The 19,803-nt window shown below is 34.8% G+C and carries 21 protein-coding genes; 6 read left to right on the forward strand and 15 right to left on the reverse strand.

What is annotated here, in order from left to right; genetic code table 11:
- Positions 1 to 19 precede the first annotated feature (19 nt).
- The 5 genes from FF52_RS11170 to FF52_RS11190 form a co-directional block, all read right to left on the reverse strand.
- Positions 20 to 391: a DUF805 domain-containing protein gene (locus tag FF52_RS11170; protein WP_008465502.1), complete on the reverse strand. Its 372-nt coding sequence runs from the start codon at positions 389 to 391 to the stop codon at positions 20 to 22.
- Between the two features lie 195 nt (positions 392 to 586).
- A complete protein-coding gene (locus tag FF52_RS11175) occupies positions 587 to 859 on the reverse strand; it encodes a TM2 domain-containing protein (protein WP_008465504.1) in 273 nt (90 codons plus the stop codon).
- A gap of 76 nt (positions 860 to 935) precedes the next feature.
- On the reverse strand, positions 936 to 1,400 hold the full coding sequence (locus tag FF52_RS11180; protein WP_008465506.1) for a DUF2752 domain-containing protein: 465 nt from the start codon (positions 1,398 to 1,400) through the stop codon (positions 936 to 938).
- Positions 1,375 to 1,752 carry a DUF4234 domain-containing protein gene (locus FF52_RS11185; protein ID WP_008465507.1) on the reverse strand — a complete coding sequence of 126 codons (378 nt, stop codon included), beginning with the start codon at positions 1,750 to 1,752 and terminating at the stop codon, positions 1,375 to 1,377. The genes FF52_RS11180 and FF52_RS11185 overlap by 26 nt, the downstream gene beginning before the upstream one ends.
- A gap of 192 nt (positions 1,753 to 1,944) precedes the next feature.
- Positions 1,945 to 2,895: a 2-hydroxyacid dehydrogenase gene (locus FF52_RS11190; protein WP_008465508.1), complete on the reverse strand. Its 951-nt coding sequence runs from the start codon at positions 2,893 to 2,895 to the stop codon at positions 1,945 to 1,947.
- 209 nt (positions 2,896 to 3,104) lie between these two features.
- Between FF52_RS11190 and nhaA the strand changes: the two genes are divergently transcribed.
- Complete coding sequence (nhaA, locus tag FF52_RS11195; protein ID WP_008465509.1) at positions 3,105 to 4,253, forward strand: Na+/H+ antiporter NhaA; 1,149 nt, start codon at positions 3,105 to 3,107, stop codon at positions 4,251 to 4,253.
- Positions 4,250 to 4,792 (forward strand): hypothetical protein, encoded by a 543-nt coding sequence (locus FF52_RS11200; protein WP_008465510.1) that lies wholly within the window; start codon positions 4,250 to 4,252, stop codon positions 4,790 to 4,792. The genes nhaA and FF52_RS11200 overlap by 4 nt, the downstream gene beginning before the upstream one ends.
- 229 nt (positions 4,793 to 5,021) lie before the next feature.
- On the opposite strand, the gene proC is transcribed toward FF52_RS11200, so the two are convergent.
- The 9 genes from proC to FF52_RS11245 all read right to left on the reverse strand — a co-directional run bounded on the left by proC (position 5,022) and on the right by FF52_RS11245 (position 14,353).
- Positions 5,022 to 5,798: a pyrroline-5-carboxylate reductase gene (gene proC, locus FF52_RS11205; protein ID WP_008465511.1), complete on the reverse strand. Its 777-nt coding sequence runs from the start codon at positions 5,796 to 5,798 to the stop codon at positions 5,022 to 5,024.
- A 111-nt stretch (positions 5,799 to 5,909) separates the two neighbouring features.
- The gene (gene mgtE / locus FF52_RS11210; protein WP_008465512.1) at positions 5,910 to 7,259 is read right to left on the reverse strand and encodes a magnesium transporter; all 1,350 of its coding nucleotides are present in this window, start codon (positions 7,257 to 7,259) and stop codon (positions 5,910 to 5,912) included.
- Positions 7,243 to 8,028 (reverse strand): 16S rRNA (adenine(1518)-N(6)/adenine(1519)-N(6))-dimethyltransferase RsmA, encoded by a 786-nt coding sequence (gene rsmA, locus FF52_RS11215; RefSeq protein ID WP_008465513.1) that lies wholly within the window; start codon positions 8,026 to 8,028, stop codon positions 7,243 to 7,245. The genes mgtE and rsmA overlap by 17 nt, the downstream gene beginning before the upstream one ends.
- A 178-nt stretch (positions 8,029 to 8,206) precedes the next feature.
- Entirely contained in the window at positions 8,207 to 8,518 is a 312-nt protein-coding gene (locus tag FF52_RS11220; RefSeq protein WP_008465514.1) for a DUF4286 family protein, read from the reverse strand.
- A 111-nt stretch (positions 8,519 to 8,629) separates the two neighbouring features.
- Positions 8,630 to 10,411, reverse strand: coding sequence for a tetratricopeptide repeat protein (locus tag FF52_RS11225; protein WP_035691380.1), 1,782 nt, complete (start codon positions 10,409 to 10,411; stop codon positions 8,630 to 8,632).
- Positions 10,412 to 10,458: 47 nt separating this feature from the next.
- Entirely contained in the window at positions 10,459 to 11,304 is an 846-nt protein-coding gene (gene lgt / locus FF52_RS11230) for a prolipoprotein diacylglyceryl transferase (RefSeq protein WP_008465516.1), read from the reverse strand.
- 79 nt (positions 11,305 to 11,383) lie between these two features.
- The gene (serS, locus tag FF52_RS11235; RefSeq protein WP_008465517.1) at positions 11,384 to 12,655 is read right to left on the reverse strand and encodes a serine--tRNA ligase; all 1,272 of its coding nucleotides are present in this window, start codon (positions 12,653 to 12,655) and stop codon (positions 11,384 to 11,386) included.
- A 159-nt stretch (positions 12,656 to 12,814) separates the two neighbouring features.
- Positions 12,815 to 13,738, reverse strand: a complete 924-nt coding sequence (locus FF52_RS11240) for a hypothetical protein (protein ID WP_008465518.1) — start codon at positions 13,736 to 13,738, stop codon at positions 12,815 to 12,817.
- A 75-nt stretch (positions 13,739 to 13,813) separates the two neighbouring features.
- The gene (locus FF52_RS11245) at positions 13,814 to 14,353 is read right to left on the reverse strand and encodes a hypothetical protein (protein ID WP_008465519.1); all 540 of its coding nucleotides are present in this window, start codon (positions 14,351 to 14,353) and stop codon (positions 13,814 to 13,816) included.
- Positions 14,354 to 14,661: 308 nt separating this feature from the next.
- On the opposite strand from FF52_RS11245, the gene FF52_RS11250 reads away from it, so the two are divergent.
- The gene (locus tag FF52_RS11250) at positions 14,662 to 15,111 is read left to right on the forward strand and encodes a protease complex subunit PrcB family protein (RefSeq protein ID WP_008465520.1); all 450 of its coding nucleotides are present in this window, start codon (positions 14,662 to 14,664) and stop codon (positions 15,109 to 15,111) included.
- Positions 15,112 to 15,239: 128 nt separating this feature from the next.
- Positions 15,240 to 16,142: a PhzF family phenazine biosynthesis protein gene (locus FF52_RS11255; RefSeq protein WP_008465522.1), complete on the forward strand. Its 903-nt coding sequence runs from the start codon at positions 15,240 to 15,242 to the stop codon at positions 16,140 to 16,142.
- 56 nt (positions 16,143 to 16,198) lie between these two features.
- On the opposite strand, the gene FF52_RS11260 is transcribed toward FF52_RS11255, so the two are convergent.
- Positions 16,199 to 16,426: a CDGSH iron-sulfur domain-containing protein gene (locus FF52_RS11260; protein ID WP_008465523.1), complete on the reverse strand. Its 228-nt coding sequence runs from the start codon at positions 16,424 to 16,426 to the stop codon at positions 16,199 to 16,201.
- Positions 16,427 to 16,919: 493 nt separating this feature from the next.
- On the opposite strand from FF52_RS11260, the gene metG reads away from it, so the two are divergent.
- On the forward strand, positions 16,920 to 19,055 hold the full coding sequence (gene metG, locus FF52_RS11265; protein ID WP_008465524.1) for a methionine--tRNA ligase: 2,136 nt from the start codon (positions 16,920 to 16,922) through the stop codon (positions 19,053 to 19,055).
- A 354-nt stretch (positions 19,056 to 19,409) separates the two neighbouring features.
- Positions 19,410 to 19,685 (forward strand): hypothetical protein, encoded by a 276-nt coding sequence (locus FF52_RS11270; RefSeq protein ID WP_008465525.1) that lies wholly within the window; start codon positions 19,410 to 19,412, stop codon positions 19,683 to 19,685.
- The last annotated feature ends 118 nt before the right edge of the window (positions 19,686 to 19,803 follow it).

Here is a 19,803-nt window from a genome sequence, read left to right on the forward strand (position 1 = left end):
TTTATTCAAACGAGAAAAATTATTCTTTTCCTATTTCATTAATTTCTTCTAATTGATTTTTAGGATCAGCACCGTATTGATTTGGTCCTTTTTCACCTTCCGTGCAAGCTAAAATTAAGCTATAAACAGGAATTATTATATACCATCCACTTTTGCCCACATCATGCATTCTTCTAACTCCTACAGCAATGGACGGGATCATAATACCTAATAAAAATATTAAATTTAAAATTGAAAAGACGATTCTAATTGCAGGAATAAGACCAAAAACACTTAGTACAATATAAATCACGATACTTATAAGACTAAACATCCAATATTCTTGCCTTCTAGCTCTTCCACTAAAATTTGCGTAGTTCTCAAAAACTACCTTTTTGTACATTTCTAACATAACAAATCTTTTAAAATTTCCCTACTCTTAAGGATTTTCGGTTTCTCCTTTACTTTTTAACTAAGCGCAAGGTTACCCACTATTGATTTAATTTTCAGGACATAAAAGTCAAAATTGTATTAGAAAACGACATTTTTAAGCATAAAAAAATCCCATTCATTTCTGAATAGGATTTAGAGATAAGTATATTTTCTTTTAAAACCAGCCTTTGTAACCAATTTGGTAGGTTTTATAAAATTCTTCATCGTCTCTGGTTAAATATATAATTCCTTCAATAACACCAATTATACCGCCAATTCCAAAGGCCAAACCTAGAAGAAGCTGAATTATTCCTTCTTTAGTATAACCCAAATAAAACTTATGGATTCCTAGATATCCTAATAAAATAGCTAAAATTCCAGCTAGCACTTTTTTATTTTCCTGCCCATAACGCGGATTGTTCCAATCTTCTCTCTTTGTATTTTCCATGATCTTAATTTTTAGTATTCTTAAAACTGTACTTAAACAAACAAATCTGACTGTTGCAAAATCAGATTATTGAATTTTAAAACCAAATTGACTGATGCAAGATATCATCAAAAGAGTTGTTTCTCACAAATAAAATCAATCTTATAAGATGATAAACGCCTAGAAAAATAGCCAATCCATAAGCTAACTTTCTGTTGTATAAAAGTGCGTTAAAATATTCTTTTTTGGTAATTAATTCTGTAGTCAAAACAACAATCGTTACGGCACAAAAAGCAATAACAAAAGGACCCAAAATATGATAAGAAATTGATTTGTATAGATCTCCCTGATAAAAATAGACTAAGGATTTGGTAATTCCGCATCCTGGACACGGAAAACCTGTCAGCATCTTAAAAGGGCATAATGATTGATCGGTTTCTAAATGATCATTATGATTATGAAGCATTAAAAAAAACGGAACTATCAGTGTAATTGCTGCACCGATAATTCCGTAAATTTTACGTCTTGTTTGCGTATTATTTATATAATCTGTTGATATCACCTTGTACAATCATTGCCGCCGCAATAGGAAAAAAGAATCCTAAAACAATTAATAAAGTAGATTGGTCTTTTTGAAGCTCACCAGTTTTCTCATATACTTTTGGCAATGCATCTTTACCAGCCAAGTAATAGAAATAAATATTCACTGGCATACAACAACCTGCAAAAATTGCAACTGGCTGTGAAATAACTTCTCTTTTTGCTACAGCATTAAAAACCTCAGCTACTTTAATATTCCAATAAATTAAATACAATCCGCAAGTTAAAAATCCAAATAGTAAAACCATGATAGGATCTACTTTAAATACTGGGATTTGTTCTTCAAAATTATTCGATGTTTCTTGTAATTCCATCTTCGTTTAAAAAATTTATTAATTCCTACTCTTCGGATTTTCGGCTTTCTCCAAACTTTAAAAAACAAACCTATTTAGACTCATTCTTTTAAAATTCGGAAACAATATTATTAAAAATTAACAAATAAAACTAATCTCACTAAATAAAATTTACAGGAAAAAACTCGTTATTAAATTCTAAAGGGTTGCAGCCTAGTTTTTGCCATACACAGCTTTAATTTTGTCAACAATTACCTGTGCTAGACGTTCATGGCTTTCAAAAGTCCAACCCGCAATATGAGGCGTCAGCAAGACATTTTTAGCTTCCATAAGATATTGAAGCGCTTCGGGCGTATTGTTTTCTTGAAATAAGGTTTCAAAAGAAAGTTTTTCATATTCCAAAACATCCAAACCAGCTCCTAATACTTTTTTCTCTTTCATTGCTTCAACTAAATCGGCTGTAACGATGTTTTTTCCACGCGAAGTGTTTATAATCCAAAATGGCTTTTTAAACGCATTTATAAAGGCTCTGTTAACCATTTTATCTGTTTCGGGTGTCCAAGGAAGGTGAAGGCTTAAAACATCTACTTTTTCGCGTAATTCTTCCAATGAAACCTGTTTCGCATTTTCGTCGCCAACATTATCTAAAATGTCGTAGCATAAAACCTCTGTTTCAAAACCTCTTAATTTTTTGGCAAAAGCTTTTCCCATATTTCCATAACCGATAATCCCAACTGTTTTTAAATCCAATTCATGACCGCGATTGCTTTCACGATTCCAATGCCCCGCTTTTACTTCAGTATCAGCTTGATTTAAGTTATTAAACAATGACAAAATCATTCCCAACGAATGTTCTGCAACAGCATTGCGATTTCCCTCAGGAGCAGCAATCAGATGAATTCCTTTTGCAGAAGCATATTCACAATCAATACTTTCCAGACCTGCGCCAACTCTTGCAATAAATTGCAACTTTGTTGCAGAGTCCAAAAAAGTCTTATCAATCTTGAATCGGCTTCGAATTACAATTCCGTTATATTCATGAATTTTTGCTTCGATTTCTTCTTTTGAAGATTTAAAATCGGCGTGGTTTTCAAAACCAGCTTCTTCTAATTGATTCCAAAGAATTGGATTATTACTGTCGATATGAAGAATTTTTATGCTCATTTTTAATTGAATTTTTATGAAACAAAAATACGGTTAATTTAATCTCGCAGAGATACAAAGCCACAAAGTTTTTCCAATGTTAATAAACTTTGAACCTCTGAATCTTTGTGCCTTTGCTCCTAAACTTTTTATTGCTCGGATTTTTTTTTAACTTTGAAAGAATAAGGATTTCGCAATCCATCATATAAATCTTCAGAAAATCTTCCCTAATGAAACTTACCAAGACTTTTAAAGCCTTTTTTGAAAACGAAAAATCGGGAGGAATCATCTTGCTCTTTGTCACGATTTTATCTCTTTATCTTGCTAACTCTTCTATTCAAGTTCCGTACGTTGCTTTTTGGGAAAAGGAAATTGCAGGACATTCTATAACCGACTGGATCAACGACGGATTGATGACTATTTTCTTCCTCTTGATCGGATTGGAGTTGGAACGCGAGATTTATCATGGAGAATTATCTAATATTAAAAATGCTTCGCTGCCCATTATGGCGGCTTTTGGAGGAATGCTAGTTCCTGCAGCAATTTTCTTGGCTTTAAATTACGGTACAACCACACAAAACGGAGCCGGAATTCCGATGGCAACCGATATTGCTTTCGCAATCGGAATTTTATCGCTTCTAGGGAACAAAGTTCCTGCCTCATTAAAAGTCTTTTTAACCGCTTTGGCTGTTATCGACGATTTGGGTGCAATAATCGTTATTGCCGTTTTTTACACCACATCAATTTCTTTTTTAAATCTTGGAATTGCTCTCGGAATCTGGGGCTTGCTATTTATCTTAAACCGAATGAAAGTTCATAATCTGATTCCGTATTTAATTGGCGGAGCCATAATGTGGTATTTTATGCTTAATTCAGGCGTTCATGCAACCATTACAGGAGTAATTTTAGCATTTGTAATTCCGTTTGGCGATGGCGGAGAAAAAACCTCATCGTATCGATTACAGCACTTTTTACATCAGCCCGTTGCTTTTTTTATCCTTCCATTGTTTGCAGTAGCCAATACGGCCTTAACAATCACTGAAAACTGGCATGAAGGCCTTAATCACGTTAACACATACGGAATCATTCTCGGACTTGTAGTGGGCAAACCGCTAGGAATTTTGCTTTTCTCGTCTGTTGGCGTAACATCTGGTTTGTGCATGTTGCCTAAAAACTTAAAATGGGCACATATTTTAGGCGCAGGAATGCTAGGCGGAATTGGTTTCACCATGTCAATATTTATTACGGTTCTTGCTTTCAAAAATCCTGAAATCATTGTTTTTTCTAAAATAGCGATTCTTATTGCTTCATTTTTAGCAGGTTTAACAGGTTTTTTATATTTAAAATATATTCTCAACAAAAAGACCAACAAAGGATGATCAATAATTACAAACCGAAATATCTTCTATATCTTTCTATTTTTGGATCGATTATCGTATCGTGCAATAAGAAAACCGAAACTATATCAGATAAAAAACCCGAAAGAATAATTTCCTTTAGCAATAAAAAACCAGTCGTATCTGCGAAAGATTCTATTTCTGGAACTTATATTTCTAAAGCTGAAGATTGCAATATCTCATTGACTATCTCGAAAGATAAAAAAGACTATAAATATACTTTTACGACTCAAAACAGAAGTTTAAAAGGAAAAGCTATTTTTTCTAAAAGTAGTTCTGGCGAAAAATATATTTCTTTAGAAGGAATTCAATGGGACGAATACGAAGGCGATATTAGCAATGAAGATGATACTGATTCTGATAATTCTAAAGATTTAGAAATCCCCGTTGGAATAGATGCTTTGTATGTAAAAGACACTTTGACAATTCAGAATTACGGAAATGCGATGAATTCGTATACGAAGATTTCTGAATGTGGTTTGAAGTATATTCAGTTAATTAAATCAAATTCCAAAAAATAAAAATTCCAAATTCCAATTGTAACCTATTCGATAATGTTTGTCATTCTGAGGAACGAAGAATCACACTAGAAACTCCGCATTCAAAATCGTCAATCTTTGTCAACTTACTCGTGTGATTCTTCGTTCCTCAGAATGACAAAACTGTGGTTAACTTTGTAAAACAAAAAATTCCAAACTCCATTTTAAAATTGGAATTTGGAATTTTTATTATTCGAATTTCTTTAAAAATCTAACCTTTAATCTGTTTCAAAGAAGTTTTGATTCCTTTTATTAAAGATGAACTGAAGCCATTGTGTTCCATTTCATTTAAACCTACAATTGTACAGCCTTGCGGTGTTGTTACACGGTCGATTAATTGTTCTGGGTGCACTCGTTCTTCTAAAAGCATTTTAGCCGCTCCTTTTACCGTTTGAGCTGCAATTGCTAAAGCGGTATTAGAATCAAATCCTATTTCGATTCCTGCCTGCATGGACGCACGAATATAACGCAATGCATATGCCGTTCCGCACGCACCTAAAACAGTTGCTGCATCCATTAGTTTTTCATCGATTACAGGAGCTGTTCCTAAATCTTGAAATAGATCAACAACTGGCGACGCATTTGCTGCATATTTTTCTGGAAAAGAAATACAAGTTGCAGATTCTCCAAACTGCGCTGCAATATTTGGCATAATGCGCACTACTGGATACTCAAAATTTGTTTTGGTTTGAAGCATATCCAAAGACAATCCGCTAACTGCAGAAGCAATGGTTTTGTTTTGGATAACTGGCAGAATTTCGGCTAAAACAGTATCTACCTGATACGGCTTTATAGTTAAGATTACAACATCGGCTTCCTGAATGTTGTGTTTATTATCGTTAGAAACTGTAATTCCATATTCTGATAAATATTGAATACTTGCAGTGTTTCTTCTAGTGACAGTAACTTGGTTGTTTTTCGAGAATTTGGCAATTCCCAAGGCAATAGAAACCCCAAGGTTTCCTCCTCCAATAATGTGTACTTTCATTTTGGTTTGGCTTTAATTTATTTCTGGTTGGTAAACAGCATTTTCCGCCTGCAAATTACGCAGATTTTAGAGATTTTAAATCACTGCAAAAGGCTAATTTGTGGCAAAAATCTAGAATCCAAGAATCAGATTTGCGACTCCAAAGTATAACATGATTCCAAATACGTCGTTAGTCGTTGTGATAAACGGACCAGTTGCAATCGCGGGATCAATTTTGTTTTTGTTAAGAAAAAGCGGTACTAAAGTCCCTAAAGTTGCGGCAAAAAGAATTACTACAATCATCGAAATTGAAATGGCAAACCCTACTAAATACTGCTGATACATAATAGAATGATAGCCCAATAAAAGCAAAGAAATAATACTTCCCGAAATCATCGAAACGGTAATTTCTTTAGTAAAATAACCTCGGCTGAAATCTTTTAAAGTTCCATTGGCCAAACCTTGCACCACGATTGCTGAAGCCTGAACACCAATATTACCTGCAGTCGCAGAAAGTAAAGGCACAAATATGATTAAAGTAGAATATTTTTGAAAAGTCCCTTCGTTTCCTTTCAATACAAAAGAAGCCACAATTTCGATCACCATTCCGATCAAAAGCCAAGGCAAACGCGCTTTGGTTAATTCGTAAACACTGTCATTCGATTCAACGTCTTGTGTAATACCCGCCGCTAACTGGTAATCTTTATCGGCTTCTTCCTTGATTACGTCTACGATGTCGTCGATGGTAATTCTTCCAACCAATCGGCCCAACTCATCAACAACCGGAATAGCCTCTAAGTCATACTTCTGCATGATACGAGCTACCTCAACATCTTCGGTATCAACTTTTACAAAATTTAATTTTCGGATATAAACATCTCCAATTTGAGTTTTGGTCGAAGAAGTCAATAAATCTTTTAGTGACAATCTCCCTTTTAATCGGTTTTCATCGTCAACTACGTAGATGGAATGCACTCTAGAAACATTCTCTGCCTGAATTCGCATTTCTTTCACGCAGGTCAAGACAGTCCAGTTTTCATTCACTTTTACAAGCTCTTTTCCCATCAAACCACCGGCCGTGTTTTCGTCGTAGCGCAAAAGATCAACAATGTCTTTGGCGTGCTCAACGTCGACAAGCTCAGAGATTACTTCTGCTTTTATTTCCTGCGAAAGTTCGGCGATAATGTCGGCAGCGTCATTGGTTTCAAGCTCATCAAGCTCTTCAGCAATTTCCTTTGGCGAAAGTCGGCTTAAGATGTTTTCGCGTAAATCTTCTTCTAGTTCCAGAAGAATTTCGGCTGTTTTATCACTATCTAAAACCTTGAAGATATAAGTTGCCTCATCGAAATCTAATTCGTCTAAAATTTCGGCAATATCGGCATGGTGCAGATCATTAAGCAAAACTTCCAGTTCACTGTCGTTTTTCTTATTGATTAGCTCCTCTAACTGATGTATAAATTCTTTACTAACTTTGAACTCCATTGGCTTCTATTTTTAGAGTTAGTTCAATAAATTCATCTACGCTAAGCTGCTCCGGACGTTTATCAAAGATAGTGTCTTCTCGCAAATTGTCTGATAAATTTAATGTTTTCAAACTGTTACGTAATGTTTTTCGTCTCTGCTGAAAAGCGGTTTTTACAACTGTAAAAAACAACTTTTCGCTGCAAGGAAGACTATAATCTTCCTTTCGGGTCATTCTCATCACACCCGATTTCACCTTGGGCGGAGGAATAAAAACGTTTTCATTAACCGTAAACAGGTACTCTGTATCATAGAAAGCCTGAGCTAAAACTGATAGTATTCCGTAGGTTTTTGAGCCTTTCTTTTCGCAGATGCGCTCGGCTACTTCTTTTTGGAACATTCCAGAAAACTCTGGAATCTGATCTCTAAGTTCTAATGTCCTAAAAACAATCTGAGAAGAAATATTGTACGGAAAGTTGCCAATTATGGCAAACTGTTTATTTTGGTAAACTTCATTTATATTATACTTCAGGAAATCCTGAGAGATAATCTTGTCTTTTAATTTTGGATAATGTGCATCCAAATACGTTACAGATTCTGTATCAATCTCAATAACGTGTGTAGTAACTGGCTTTTCAAGCAAATATTTGGTAAGCACACCCATTCCTGGTCCTATTTCTAAGACCTCATCATATCCTTTAAGACTTAAAGTATCTGCAATAGCTTTTGCAACGCTTTCGTCTTTAAGAAAGTGCTGTCCTAAATGTTTTTTTGCTTTTACTTTTTCCATTTCATTTCTTGTTTGCCACCAGGCTGCAAAAGTATTCTTTTTACTGTAAAGGCACTAAGCTTCTTTATTTTTTTTTGCCACAATCCCGATAACTATTGGGACAAAGACACGAAGTTTTCATTCTTTTCTCTCAGTTATGGAACTGAAAATTGAGACTGCGACTGAAAACTAAAAAAAATTAATGTTCAGAAATAACTTCCAATTCTGTTCTGAAAGAAAGCATTTTATCGGCAAATAAACCTAAAGCTTCTCTGTGGAATTCAGGTTCATCTTCGATATAAAACTTCTCTAAAGTTTCTTTGCTGTCTGTTATATATTGTACAGAATAGGTAATTCCGCCCATTTCTTCTTCAACCAAAACTTTTACAATTCGTGCTGAAGAAAATTTATTAGTCGCCAGAATTTCTGGTATATGTTTTTCCTGCATCCATTTCAACCATTGGTCGTGAACGCTTTCGTGTATATTGGTGGTAACGTTGTAAATAATCATTTTTCTTTTAGACTTTCTTAGACTTCTTAGACTTCTTAGATTTCTTAGATTTTTAGACTTTCCGATTTTTCATCTAAGAAGTCTAAAGATCTAACAATCTAAAAATCTTATTTATAAATTCTTATCCCCTCTCAACTCGCGGTATTTTTTTCTGGCATCGACAAAGTAAATACTGTCTTGATGGTTAAAAATTACCTTTTCATATAAAGGTTTTGCCTTTTCTGTATCTTTCAATTCGTCATTGTAAATTTCAGCTGAGAAAAACAGCGCTTCATCCACATAAATTCCGTCGCTATGATTGTCAATAATCTGCTGATATTGGCTTAAAGCCGAAGCAAAATCCTTCTGGCTTTCGTAAACTTTTCCTAAACGCAATAACGTTACCGCTTCAATTTCTTGACCTTTATAGGTTTTCAGGATGTTCTGAAACTGCGCAATTGCTTCCTGTTTTTTATTCTGATAGATTAAAAAATCTCCTTTTGCAAATGCTTTCAAAGCGACTTGAGTCGAATCAGCTGCTGTATTATCATTAATTAAAAGAAAATATTCTAAAGCATCATTGGCAATCAATTGCGTGTTTGCCGCTTTTAATTCTTTGAATTGTTTATTCGCCCATTCAAAATCGCCTTTGTAATAACTTGTTTTTGCAGCTTTCAAACTGGCTTCGTGCGCCATGACATCATTCTTTAAATCCAATTGAATTTGCGAATAGTAAATCAGCGCCTGATTGTATTTTTCTTCCAAAAGGAGAATATCGGCCAGCTCCATTTTAGCATCGGCTTTTTGATATTCGTTTAAATTTAATTCTAAAGCTTTTTTGATCACTGCCTTTCCTTCTTCAGTCTTTTTCAAATTAAAAGCCAGAAAATGGGCTTGAATGATTTGCAAAGATAAGGTAAAAGGACTGATTTCGTAAGTTGCCAACAACTGCTTTAATTCCTGATCGATAACCGGATAATCTTTTTCCTGAGCTTTATCAATCTTAATTTGCATCAAATAGGCATTTGACTGAATCAGCAAACCCAAATCTTTTGTGTTTTGGAGAATGAAGTTCAGAATTTCTTCTGCTGTATCGTTGTCTCCTTCGTTCATGGCAAACTGACTCAAATTGACAATGCTCATCAATGATTCTGGTTCTCGCTTGTAAATGGCTTTTTCCTGAATAAACGCTTTTCCAAATTCTTTCTGCTGTACATAAAACCAGCTTAAATAATGATTCCAGAAAACGTCCTGATCTTTTTGAGTTTTAAGAATTAATGCTTTTCGCATGGCATCCTTAAAAGCCGTATTATCGGTTTCACCATTCATGAATCGAGACAATTGTGTCTGAATTAGATTGGTGTTCTGCGGGTTTGTAAAAGATTCCGTCAATAATAAATCGATCATCAAATCGGTTTTTCCCAACTGACCGTAAAGCATTCCGATTTGAAAATTGAAATTAAAATTGGGTTGAACCTGCATTGCCGTCTGATACGATTTTAAAGCATATTCCAACAATACTTTTTTCTCAAACGAACTTGCAATTCCGTAAACATCATTCGGATTTACTTTTATCTTTTCAATTGCCTGTTCGTAGTAATTTTTAGCTTTCGAATCGTTTTTCTGCAACTGGAAATTATATCCCAATTCAACCAAGAAAACGCCTTGTTTATATCGGTTGTAACGATCTTGAATAGCTTTTTCTGCATTGGCGAACTGCTGCAATTGCTGATAGCAATCGACTGTTCTTAAAAAATACTGGGTATTCGATGGCGCACTTCTCAAAAGCTCTTCATAACTGATTTTTGCTTTATTGAAATCTCCTTTGTCGTAGTAATATTGAGCCAATTGCTCGTTTTGGCCAAACGCAAAACCAGAACACAACAAAACGATATACATCAATATGTTTTTCATACTTTTTAAGTTTTCAGTCGCAGTCGCAGTCGCGGTTTTCAGTCTTGTTAAAACTGTAAACTGTCACTGTCCACTGAGACTTTCTTGGTTTTCCAGAAAATCAAACCTAAGCCAATTAAAATAAACGGAACACTCAAAATCTGTCCCATATTAATCAGCATACTATTCTCGAAAGCTTCTTGATTTTCTTTGAAAAATTCAATTATAAAACGAGCTGTAAATAATAAAGTTAAGAAAGTTCCAAAGATTAATCCCTGTGCGTTTCTGATTTTTTCTGATTTGTACATATAAAACAGAATCACAAAAATTAATATATAAGCAAATGCCTCATACAATTGCGTTGGATGTCTCGGAATCAAATCGTCTCTTTGGAAAATAACTCCCCAATCTCCGTTGGTTGGCTTTCCGTAGATTTCAGAATTCATAAAATTCCCCATTCTAATAAAGGCACCTGTTACAGGAACTGCAACTGCCATTTTATCTAAAAGTCCCAAGAATTGCACTTTGTACTTACGGCAGTACAGAATCATAGCCGTTATAACTCCAATCGAACCTCCGTGGCTTGCCAAACCTTGATAACCCACAAACTGGTAAACGCCTTTAATCTTCTGGATTGGTAAAAGAATTTCTATAGGATGTTTGAAAAAATAATCAGGTTCGTAAAAGAAACAATGTCCAAGTCTGGCACCTAAAACGGTTCCGACAATAACATAAATCAATAAGGAATCAAGATTGTCTAGAGAAAGGTTTTCTTTTTTGTAGATGTTTCTAACAATATAAAAACCTAAAAGAAGCCCGCAGGCAAAAAGAGCTCCGTAATATTTTAACGGAAAACTATTTGTGATCCAAAAAATAACAGGATCTACGTTCCAATTTAATATTCCGTTTTTCATAAGTGGTAATTTTTAGTCGCAGTTTTCAGTCCCAGTTCACAGTCGAAACTGAAAACTGAGACTGAGACTGTCAACTAAATTAATTTATAATATCAAATCCGCAGTAAGGACGTAAAACTTCTGGTATTACGATTCCTTCTGGAGTTTGGTAATTTTCAATAATTCCAGCTAAAACACGCGGAAGCGCCAATGAACTTCCGTTAAGTGTATGTGCCAATTGATTTTTTCCGTCTTTGTCTTTGAAACGTAATTTCAAGCGGTTTGCTTGGAAAGTTTCAAAGTTAGAAACAGAACTGATTTCTAACCAACGGTCTTGTGCTGTAGAAAACACTTCAAAATCATAAGTCAAAGCAGATGTGAATCCCATATCTCCTCCGCAAAGACGTAAAACTCTATAAGGCAATTTCAATTCTTTCAAAATACCTTTTACGTGCTCTACCATTCCGTCAAGTGCTGCATAAGAATTATCAGGATGTTCGATACGAACAATTTCTACTTTATCAAATTGGTGTAAACGGTTTAGTCCACGAACGTGCGCTCCGTAAGAACCTGCTTCACGACGGAAACATGGCGTATAAGCTGTTTGTAAAACAGGCAATTCGCTTTCGTTTAAGATTACATCTCGGAACAAGTTAGTTACCGGAACCTCAGCAGTTGGAATCAAATACAAATCGTCGATTCCAGCGTGGTACATTTGCCCTTCTTTGTCTGGCAATTGTCCTGTTCCGTAACCAGAAGCTTCGTTTACCAAATGCGGTACCTGAACTTCGTTGTATCCTGCAGCTGTATTTTTGTCTAAGAAATAGTTGATCAAAGCGCGTTGAAGCTTTGCTCCTTTTCCTTTATAAACAGGAAATCCAGCTCCTGTGATTTTTACACCTAATTCGAAATCGATAATATCATATTTCTTCACCAATTCCCAGTGAGGCTGTGCACCTTCGTGCAAAGCCGGAATATCACCTTCTTGGAAAACATTCAAATTATCATCCGGAGTTTTTCCTTCAGGAACAATATCTGCCGGAAGGTTTGGTAAAGTATATAATTTATTGGTTAACTCAACAGCCAAAGCTTCTGCTTTTTCGCTAAGTTCTTTGCTTTTTTCTTTTAGTGAAACTGTTTTTTCTTTTAAGATTGCCGCTTTAGCTTTCTCTCCAGCTTTCATCAATTCACCAATATCTTTGGACAATTTATTAGATTCTGATAAAGTATTGTCTAATTCCACCTGTGCAGCACGACGATTTTCGTCTAATTGAACCACCTCTTCAACAACGCTTTTAGCATCGATATTTCGCTTTGCTAAAGCTTTGATTACTTTCTCTTGATTTTCTCTAATAAATGCAATTTGTAACATAGCTTGATTTTTATAACTATTGTATTTTTTATAACGGAAGCAAATTTAAGGAAATGTTTGTTAACAATAGGTCAAAGTTTTGCAGTAAAACCGAAATCTCCTATAAACAGCAAAAGCACTATAAAAGTGCCTTTGAATGTTATTTAGAAATTGAAGATTTTACTCTAAAAAACGATGTCTATCATCTCTGTGAAAAGCGTACTCTCTTCCGTTATATTTGATTTTTTCTAATTCTTTTTTAATTTTCAAGTCACTTTTTTCTTCAATACCATTTTCCAAATCATTTTCTACAGCTTCTTCATAATAAAAGTTTTTAGATATGATCAAGTCAAAATAACCATTGGTCTTATGATCCGAAAGACTCATTCCGGTTTCTAATGTTTCTATCTGGAAAGTTCCACTTCCGTTAGAATCACCATTGGTCAACCGAATTGGATATTCGTATAAAAACCTTTTTATCTCCTTATCGGCCAAAGTTATTAATGTAAATTTCTTCTCCGAATATAAAACAATTCGGCTACTAGCATTGGCTTCGGTATAAAAAGCAATTGCTGGAGTAGTTTCGTTTAGAAAAATCAAATCTTTCAGAATATGCGATTTTGAAAACTGAATGGCTTCGTTATCATAATAACCTAAATTATCATCAAACTCTTCGGCAATTATACTTCCGTCCTCGCGATTTACAAATAAGTATTTACGCTGAAAATAATTTCCCAACTCTTCATCATCATCGCTGGTTTTAAATGCTTTTTTTTCGTGCGAAACGGTTGTCAGGACAAAAAAAGCAGTTTGATCGTCGTAATTGATAGAACTTGTCTCACTAATTTTAATATCCGAATATTTGATTTTTAAATTTGATGCCACTTTTGAGAGCAGATTCAGATTCATTTCTTTTGAATCTTCGATCTCATCCAGATTTTTAAAAATGAGTTTTCTTAGCGGCTTTTTATTGTGGCCAAGATGTGCTTGCGTCTCCGAAAGTAGTTCCTGATACTGAGTTTCAGCATCGTTTTTAACTTTTTCATCTTTCCCGCAGGAAAATAAAAACATCAAAACGGTACTCAAAAGAATCGTTTTTTTCATAGGCTTTGATTTGTTAGAAATTAGGGCATTCCAAATATATAATTTTCTTACAAACCTTAGTAAAAAAATTAAAATTTAATCTCTCTTAATTTCGTGACCTACAAATTCTTCCAGTGTTTTAAACATTTCTTCTACCGAAAGCACTTCTGTATCGGGATGCGATTTTAAAAACGCCGCATTCAGTTCAGCAAGGTTTTCATCCAGTTCAAAATAAGCGTTGTTATTCAGCAAATCTTTGAAAGCGTTTGGGGCATCATATTTTTCTTTTAGAAATTTACCTAATTTAATATTGCTTTGTAAACGCAGTTTTCGGCATTGTTCTTTAAACAATTCCAAATGCTTTTCTGCACCAATCAAAGCTAAGCCTTCTTCAATTAATTCATTCAACTCTTTATTCCAACCCGAATCATAAACGAACTTCGAAAAATTTCCTTCTGCATATTTCGAAGCATAAAAATCTAAGTAGTAACTCATCAATGCATCTTCGTGAATTAAATCATCGTCAATTTTTTCCTCGCGCATTAAATTGATTACCGAAATATTAGAATTGACAACATCTTGAGGATTTTCGCTATTTGCCGCCGTTTCTGAAATAATGATTTTACCAAATTCCATTTGAATTTTTATTTAAAAGATTGTTTTGCAAAGTTGGGAGAAATAATTGAATGTTTCTTTTCAAACGTATTTATTTTGACTTGTTTAATTTCCAAATTACCTATAAAACGATTTTTTTCACATGAAATACAATTTTTCTAACTTTTCTTCGTTTGTCCTTACAATCTTTAATGCAAACTGACGTTATTAATATAAATTAATTAAAGTTTGTCAAAAATTGATTACCTTTAAGCAACCATTTATAAAAAAGAACATCTGTTTAAGAAATAAGACTTTACACCAAAGTTCTCCGAGCTAAAACCAAAACCATGAAACAGATTTTACTAATACTTAGCATCCTGCTTTTGATGGTCAGCTGTGATAATGATGAATTGCCACAGTCTGATGTTCCATTTGCATTAGTAGGCAAAGGAGATTCTTTTTCTAATGGTCAAAGCATTGCGCAAAGACATTTGGTTATTAAAGATGCTAAAACCTGGAATAATTTCAAGAAAGAAATGAATATTACTAGCGACGTAGCAAAAGGTTTTAAAGAAACAAATATTGATTTTAGCCAGTATCAAGTTATCGCTGTAATTGATAAAACGCAACCCAACGACGGACATTCGATCGATATTGTAGAAATGACCGAAAACCGCAATACCATAATTGTAAAAGTCGAAAAGCTCAAAAATGGAAATCTTACTAAGAAATCATCCAGACCTTATGACATTGTGAAAACAGCAAAAACAGACAAAAAAGTGGTTTTTGAGCAGTAATCTCTGATATTTTATAATCACCTCATTTTCCATTAATTTTATAATGGTTAGAAAAGCTGTTGTTTTGAATTTTTATAAACCGTAATTTTATGGCATTCAGAATCGACTAAGTTTCAAAACCAGAAAATATGATCCAAAGAAAAGTATTAGAATATTACGTTTTAGATGTATTCTCAAATGAGAGCTACAAAGGAAATCCGCTTTCTGTCGTTTTTACAGATGGAAATCTAAAACTAGAAACGTATCAGAATATTTCTCGGGAATTTCGCTATTCTGAAACCTCATTTGTCTATTATTCTACAAGAGAAAAAGCGCTCGTGGTTCGTTCGTTTACACCAACCGGAATTGAAATCGATGGTGCAGGCCATAATTTATTGGGCGCAGTCTGTGGAGCACTTTTAAAAGGAATTCCAATTTTTGACGAACAAAATGAAAGTGAGCCTTTTGTAATTATGAACCATTCGGCAATTCCGCTAACAGTCAGTTTTGATCCTGAAACTCTTTCTCCAATTGTGCAAATGCATCAAAAATCGGCAGTTATCAAACAAGAAATTCCAACCTATCGAATTGCGGTAGCACTAGGTTTAAAAATTGAAGATCTCGACGTAAATGCTTTTGTGCCAACAATAGTTAAAACAGAAGTCGCTCACGCCATGGTTCCTATAAAAAACAGTGAAATATTAAATAGTTTTGTTCCTGACAATAAGCTTTTAATCGAAATCTCAAAAGAATATGATTTTGAAGGCTTTTACTGTTTCACCCCAGCCGAAGAAGGTCTAGATCAGATAGTCGAAACAAGATTTTTCAATCCGATCATTGGTATAAATGAAGATCCAGCAACAGGAACGGCGGCTGGACCACTAATTGGTTTTTTAACACAAAAGAAATTCACTAAATCGGATAAGGAGTATAAAATTCTTCAAGGCGTAAAATTAAAACAGCCATCAATAATTGAAGTTATGAATCGCGAAGAAGATATTTTAGTCGGCGGTTCTTCGATAATAACGATGAAGGGAGAACTTTACCTATAAAAAAAGCTGCATTTTGAAAATGCAGCTTTTTTTATATTCAAAACTAAATTAAAGAATTAGTTCGTTTTCATTGGAGGTAAATCAAACGCTTTTGAATCATGTTCAAAGCTATTACGGTGCGCTCCATCGCAAAATGGTTTATTTGCAGAATGTCCGCAACGGCAAAGTCCAAGTGCAGTTCTTCCTTGTAAACCGTAAAGTGCTCCTTCTGGATCCATGATTTCAAAATCTCCTTCAATTTTGATTGATCCGTTTTTATTGATGATTAATTTAGTCTTGCTCATAAAATTTGTTTTTTTTCGGATGCAAAGATTGCGAAATATATTTTGAAGATTTTGCTTGCAATGCTAGTTTAAACTGGTTCTATTTTATATGAGTTTTGCCACGAAGATACGAGGAGGTTTTTCGCAAAGATTCATTATGTTATCAGGTTGAGCGGAGTCGAAGCCCGCAAAGATTTTTTATTACTCTAATTATTACCCATAAAGTTTCATTTCGACGAAGGAGAAATCTTCGCGAGAAACTCTACAAAGATTGGCAACATTCTGTACGGAGCTACTTACGAAGATTTCTCCTTCGTCGAAATGACAAGATTGCGGAAAAAACTTTGCGTCTCTCCTCCCTATAGCATCGGGATCGCGAGAACCAAATTCAAAAAAATCTTAGCGAATCTCGGCGTTTTTTCTTCGTGCAACTCTGTGAAAATAAAAGCGAATCTCAGCGTAATATTAAAATCTCAATTCTATTGCTTATTTTTGCACTCAATAAAATTGAATTATGATACAAGATCCAAAGAGATATACAATCACGGCGGCATTACCTTACACCAACGGTCCTACTCATATTGGTCACTTGGCTGGGGTTTACGTGCCTGCAGATATATATTCGAGATATTTAAGATTACAAGGAAAAGATGTGGCATTTATCTGCGGAAGCGATGAACATGGAGTTGCAATTTCGATGAAAGCCAAAAAAGAAGGAATTACACCGCAGGAAGTTATTGATAAATATGACGGAATCATTCGTAAATCGTTTGCAGATTTCGGAATTTCATTCAACAATTATTCTAGAACTTCGGCAAAAATTCATCATGATACAGCTTCTGAATTCTTTAGAACTTTGTATGATAAAGGCGATTTTATTGAAGAAGTTACCGAGCAATTGTACGATGCAAAAGCAAATCAGTTTTTAGCAGACCGTTTTGTGGTTGGAACTTGCCCAAAATGTGGCAATGACGGTGCTTACGGAGATCAATGCGAAAATTGCGGATCGACTTTGAACGCAACTGATTTGATCAACCCGAAATCGACAATTACAGGCGAAACTCCAGTTTTGAAATCTACAAAACACTGGTTTTTACCTTTAGATCGTTATGATGCTTTTTTACGCGAATGGATTTTAGAAGGTCATAAAAATGATTGGAAAACCAACGTTTACGGACAAGTAAAATCTTGGATCGACGCAGGATTAGAGCCTCGTGCCGTAACACGTGATTTGGATTGGGGAATTGACGTTCCTGTTGAAGGTGCCGAAGGCAAAAAACTATACGTTTGGTTTGATGCGCCTATCGGGTATATTTCTTCTACGAAAGAATGGGCAGCGCGCGAAGGAAAAGATTGGGAACCGTATTGGAAAGATCAAGATACTAAATTGGTACACTTTATCGGAAAAGACAATATTGTTTTTCACTGTATTATTTTCCCAGCGATGCTTAAAGCAGAAGGAAGCTATATTTTACCAGACAACGTTCCCGCAAATGAGTTCTTGAACTTGGAAGGAAACAAACTTTCGACTTCTAAAAACTGGGCAGTTTGGCTGCATGAATATTTAGAAGAATTTCCAGATAAGCAGGATGTTTTACGTTACGCTTTAACATCAAACGCTCCTGAAACAAAAGATAATGACTTTACTTGGAAAGATTTCCAAGCTAGAAATAACAACGAGTTGGTTGCCGTTTTCGGAAACTTCGTAAACCGTGTGGTGGTTTTAACCAACAAATATTACGATGGAGTTATCCCAACGCCAAACGAATTTACAGAAGTTGACGAACAAACTTTAGCAGAATTAAAAGCGTATCCAGCTGTGATTTCAAGTTCGGTTGAGCGTTACAGATTCCGTGAAGCTTTGGGCGAATTGATGAATGTGGCTCGTTTAGGAAATAAATATTTAGCAGACGAAGAGCCTTGGAAAGTTATGAAAGACAATCCAGAACGTGTAAAAACTCAAATGTATGTGGCATTGCAAATTGCTGCTGCGTTGAGTGTTTTGTCTGAACCGTTTTTACCTTTCACAGCGGCTAAACTTTCTAAAATATTGAATTTAGGAGATCTTAAAGAACACTTTGCAGGTTTCAGCAAGTTCTTGAAAGAGAAAGATCGCGATGCAAAAGACATCATTATCGACAAAACATTAGGTTGGAATGACATTTCTGAAAACTCAGATTTATTGCCTGCAGGACACAAAATTGGCGAAGCCGAATTGCTTTTCGCTAAAATTGAAGACGAAGAAATACAAAAACAAATAGACAAATTGGAAGCGACAAAAACCGCAAATATTGCTGAAAACAAACAAGCAGAACCGCAAAAAGATTTAATTCAGTTTGAGGATTTTGCGAAAATGGATATTCGTATCGGAACTATTTTAGAAGCTGAAAAAATGCCAAAAGCAAACAAACTTTTGGTTCTTAAAGTGGATACAGGAATCGATGTTCGTACGATTGTTTCAGGAATTGCTGAAAGTTTTTCTCCAGAAGAAATCATCGGAAAACGTGTTTCTGTATTAGCAAACCTTGCTCCAAGAGCTTTACGTGGTGTTGAAAGCCAAGGAATGATCTTGATGACAACAAATGCAGAAGGAAAACTGGTTTTTGTAAACCCAGATGCTGATGCGCCTAATGGTGCTACGGTAAACTAAACTGATTTTACACATTAAACATATCGTTTGTCATTTCGAGGAACGAGAAATCTTCGCAAGTAACTCCGCAATGAGAATCCAATCTTTGTCGAGCTTCTCGCGAAGATTTCTCGTTCCTCGAAATGACAAGATTGCAAAATTAAAGGAATAAAATTCTTACTTTTTATTGTTTCTTTCAAATTTATATTTGTACGTTTGTACTGACTAAATATTTGAAGGCTTTCAATAAAACTTATTAAAGTTAACAATAAGCGAACCCTTGCCATGGTGAAGGAACAGGAAACTGTCCTAAATCTATCTTCGGATATTTAGTCACACCTAAAGCGAGGGTTTCGTGCGTTTAATATTTTCGAGATGACTAAAGAAAATCAAAAACCGACACATCAAGATGTAATGCCATCAATGGCAAAATTTCTATCAGACCTTTGGTTTGAAGGAGATTTTAGAGAACAGCCCCATTATCTGTCTGAAATTTTCAAGCGAATTCTTGAAACAGATTTGGGAGATGACAAAGAGCTACGATCAAAAATGATGGAATGCATCAAAACCAGTGAAATGCTTGCCGAAACACTCGAACCCTTTTCGGATAAACAGATTCAGAAAGCTTGCAGTAAAATTTTAGCTGCTTAAAACAACAAAAAAGCGCGAACCGATTATAGAATTTAATCGATTCACGCTTTTTGCTTTTAGGAAAACCAAAAATTTCTAGATTTGCACAAAAAATCTTTAATACATTACATCACAAATA

Origin of the sequence: Flavobacterium sp. F52 (assembly GCF_000278705.1) — a bacterium.
Classification (GTDB): domain Bacteria; phylum Bacteroidota; class Bacteroidia; order Flavobacteriales; family Flavobacteriaceae; genus Flavobacterium; species Flavobacterium anhuiense.

Excerpts from the sequence above, each read along its gene's own strand:
- proC (WP_008465511.1), bottom strand. The coding sequence starts at position 5,798 with ATGAAAGTACACATTATTGGAGGAGGAAACCTTGGGGTTTCTATTGCC.
- FF52_RS11220 (WP_008465514.1), bottom strand. The coding sequence starts at position 8,518 with ATGATTATTTACAACGTTACCACCAATATACACGAAAGCGTTCACGAC.
- FF52_RS11255 (WP_008465522.1), top strand. The coding sequence starts at position 15,240 with ATGATCCAAAGAAAAGTATTAGAATATTACGTTTTAGATGTATTCTCA.
- rsmA (WP_008465513.1), bottom strand. The coding sequence starts at position 8,028 with ATGGAAAAAGTAAAAGCAAAAAAACATTTAGGACAGCACTTTCTTAAA.
- FF52_RS11240 (WP_008465518.1), bottom strand. The coding sequence starts at position 13,738 with ATGAAAAAAACGATTCTTTTGAGTACCGTTTTGATGTTTTTATTTTCC.
- lgt (WP_008465516.1), bottom strand. The coding sequence starts at position 11,304 with ATGAAAAACGGAATATTAAATTGGAACGTAGATCCTGTTATTTTTTGG.
- mgtE (WP_008465512.1), bottom strand. The coding sequence starts at position 7,259 with ATGGAGTTCAAAGTTAGTAAAGAATTTATACATCAGTTAGAGGAGCTA.
- FF52_RS11270 (WP_008465525.1), top strand. The coding sequence starts at position 19,410 with ATGACTAAAGAAAATCAAAAACCGACACATCAAGATGTAATGCCATCA.
- FF52_RS11260 (WP_008465523.1), bottom strand. The coding sequence starts at position 16,426 with ATGAGCAAGACTAAATTAATCATCAATAAAAACGGATCAATCAAAATT.
- FF52_RS11200 (WP_008465510.1), top strand. The coding sequence starts at position 4,250 with ATGATCAATAATTACAAACCGAAATATCTTCTATATCTTTCTATTTTT.
- FF52_RS11225 (WP_035691380.1), bottom strand. The coding sequence starts at position 10,411 with ATGAAAAACATATTGATGTATATCGTTTTGTTGTGTTCTGGTTTTGCG.
- FF52_RS11170 (WP_008465502.1), bottom strand. The coding sequence starts at position 391 with ATGTTAGAAATGTACAAAAAGGTAGTTTTTGAGAACTACGCAAATTTT.
- nhaA (WP_008465509.1), top strand. The coding sequence starts at position 3,105 with ATGAAACTTACCAAGACTTTTAAAGCCTTTTTTGAAAACGAAAAATCG.
- metG (WP_008465524.1), top strand. The coding sequence starts at position 16,920 with ATGATACAAGATCCAAAGAGATATACAATCACGGCGGCATTACCTTAC.
- FF52_RS11175 (WP_008465504.1), bottom strand. The coding sequence starts at position 859 with ATGGAAAATACAAAGAGAGAAGATTGGAACAATCCGCGTTATGGGCAG.
- FF52_RS11250 (WP_008465520.1), top strand. The coding sequence starts at position 14,662 with ATGAAACAGATTTTACTAATACTTAGCATCCTGCTTTTGATGGTCAGC.
- FF52_RS11185 (WP_008465507.1), bottom strand. The coding sequence starts at position 1,752 with ATGGAATTACAAGAAACATCGAATAATTTTGAAGAACAAATCCCAGTA.
- FF52_RS11190 (WP_008465508.1), bottom strand. The coding sequence starts at position 2,895 with ATGAGCATAAAAATTCTTCATATCGACAGTAATAATCCAATTCTTTGG.
- FF52_RS11245 (WP_008465519.1), bottom strand. The coding sequence starts at position 14,353 with ATGGAATTTGGTAAAATCATTATTTCAGAAACGGCGGCAAATAGCGAA.
- serS (WP_008465517.1), bottom strand. The coding sequence starts at position 12,655 with ATGTTACAAATTGCATTTATTAGAGAAAATCAAGAGAAAGTAATCAAA.